Annotated in this window: 2 protein-coding genes; both read left to right on the top strand. The window is 65.9% G+C overall.

Annotation, left to right across the window (positions count from 1 at the left end; all coding sequences use genetic code 11):
• A partial coding sequence (locus WKW80_RS37135; RefSeq protein ID WP_340368550.1) for a cobalamin-dependent protein occupies positions 1-604 on the top strand: 604 nt, incomplete at its 5' end.
• Between the two features lie 2 nt (positions 605-606).
• The gene (meaB, locus tag WKW80_RS37130) at positions 607-1,665 is read left to right on the top strand and encodes a methylmalonyl Co-A mutase-associated GTPase MeaB (RefSeq protein WP_340368549.1); all 1,059 of its coding nucleotides are present in this window, start codon (positions 607-609) and stop codon (positions 1,663-1,665) included.
• Positions 1,666-1,813 lie beyond the last annotated feature (148 nt).

The following is a 1,813-nucleotide window of genomic DNA, read 5'->3' as shown; positions in this document are numbered from 1 at the left end:
GGGCAACCTGCTGGACCTGAGCATCAAGGCGGTGCGCCTGCGTGCCACGGTCGGGGAGATCAGCGATGCGCTGGAGAAGGTCTATGGCCGCCACCGCGCCGACACGCAAAAGGTGACGGGCGTGTATGCCGCGGCCTACGATTCGGCCGAGGGTTGGGAGACGCTGCAAAACGAGATCGCCGCCTTTGCCGAGGAACAGGGCCGCCGTCCGCGCGTGATGATTTCCAAGCTGGGTCAGGACGGCCACGACCGTGGGGCGAAGGTTGTCGCCACGGCCTTCGCCGACCTCGGCTTCGACGTGGACATGGGGCCGCTGTTCCAGACGCCCGAGGAGTGCGCGCGGCAAGCCATCGAGAACGACGTGCATGCGGTGGGGGTCTCGACCCTCGCGGCCGGCCACAAGACGCTGGTGCCCGCGATCATCGAGGAGCTCAGGAAGCAGGGCGCCGACGACATCATCGTGTTCGTCGGCGGGGTGATCCCGCGCCAGGACTATGAGTTCCTGTACGAGGCCGGCGTCAAGGGCATCTACGGCCCGGGCACGCCGATTCCAGCGAGCGCAAAGGACGTGCTGGAACAGATTCGCGCGGCAGTTGCGGCCTGAACATGCCCTTGCCTCGCAGCCCGATATCGGCCGATGCATTGGTGGCGGCCGAAGGGCCTGGCCAGCGCCGTGCCATCGCCAAGGCGATCACATTGCTCGAATCCACGCGTGACGACCATCGCGCGCAAGCTGATGAGTTGTTGACGGCCCTCTTGCCTCACACCGGCAAGTCATTCCGCCTCGGCATCTCGGGCGTGCCGGGCGTCGGCAAATCCACGTTTATCGAAACGCTCGGCCTGTTCCTCATCGACAAGGGCCATCGCGTCGCGGTGCTCACCATCGATCCGTCTTCCACGGTTTCCGGCGGCTCGATCCTCGGCGACAAGACGCGCATGGAAAAGCTCTCCGTGCACGAGCGCGCCTACATCCGCCCGAGCCCTTCATCGGGCACGCTCGGCGGCGTGGCCGAGAAGACGCGCGAGGCGATGCTGGTGTGCGAGGCCGCGGGCTACGACATCGTCATCGTCGAGACCGTGGGCGTCGGCCAGAGCGAAACCGCGGTGGCGGGCATGACCGACATGTTCGTGCTCCTGCAACTGCCCAATGCCGGCGACGACCTTCAGGCAATCAAGAAGGGCGTGATGGAACTGGCAGACCTGGTCGTCATCAACAAGGCCGATATCGACAAGGACGCGGCCACGCGTGCCCAAGCCCAGATCACGTCGGCGCTGCGCCTGTTCGGCCACCACGGCAACCCGGCGCATGCACACGCGATGCAGGTTGCGCATGCAGCGCCCGGTTCGCCCGAGGCCGAAATCCGCTTCTGGCAACCGCGCGTCATGCAACTGAGCGCATTGCTCGGCACCGGCGTCGATGCGTTCTGGACGGCCGTCACCGAATTCAAGGCGCTCCAGACCGCCAACGGAAAGCTCACAATGCGCCGTGAGAAGCAGGCGCTGGCCTGGATGTGGGAGCGAATCGACGCCGGACTGAAGCATGCTTTCCGCCATCATCCGCATGTGCGCGAGCTGCTGCCGCAAACCATCGTGGCAGTGACCGGCGGCACGCTTCCAGCATCCACCGCGGCGCGCAACCTGCTGGCCGCGCAAGACCGACCCTAGCCACAAGAACACAAGACTTAAAACCTCCGACGGAACGCCATGAAAGAAATCCTAGACCTCCTCGAACAACGGCGCGCGCAGGCCCGCCTGGGCGGCGGCCAGAAGCGCATCGACGCGCAGCATGCCAAGGGCAAGCTCACCGCGCGCG

Source organism: Variovorax humicola, from assembly GCF_037889915.1.
Classification (GTDB): Bacteria; Pseudomonadota; Gammaproteobacteria; order Burkholderiales; family Burkholderiaceae_C; genus Variovorax; species Variovorax humicola.
This window is presented reverse-complemented; position numbering and strand designations above follow the sequence as displayed.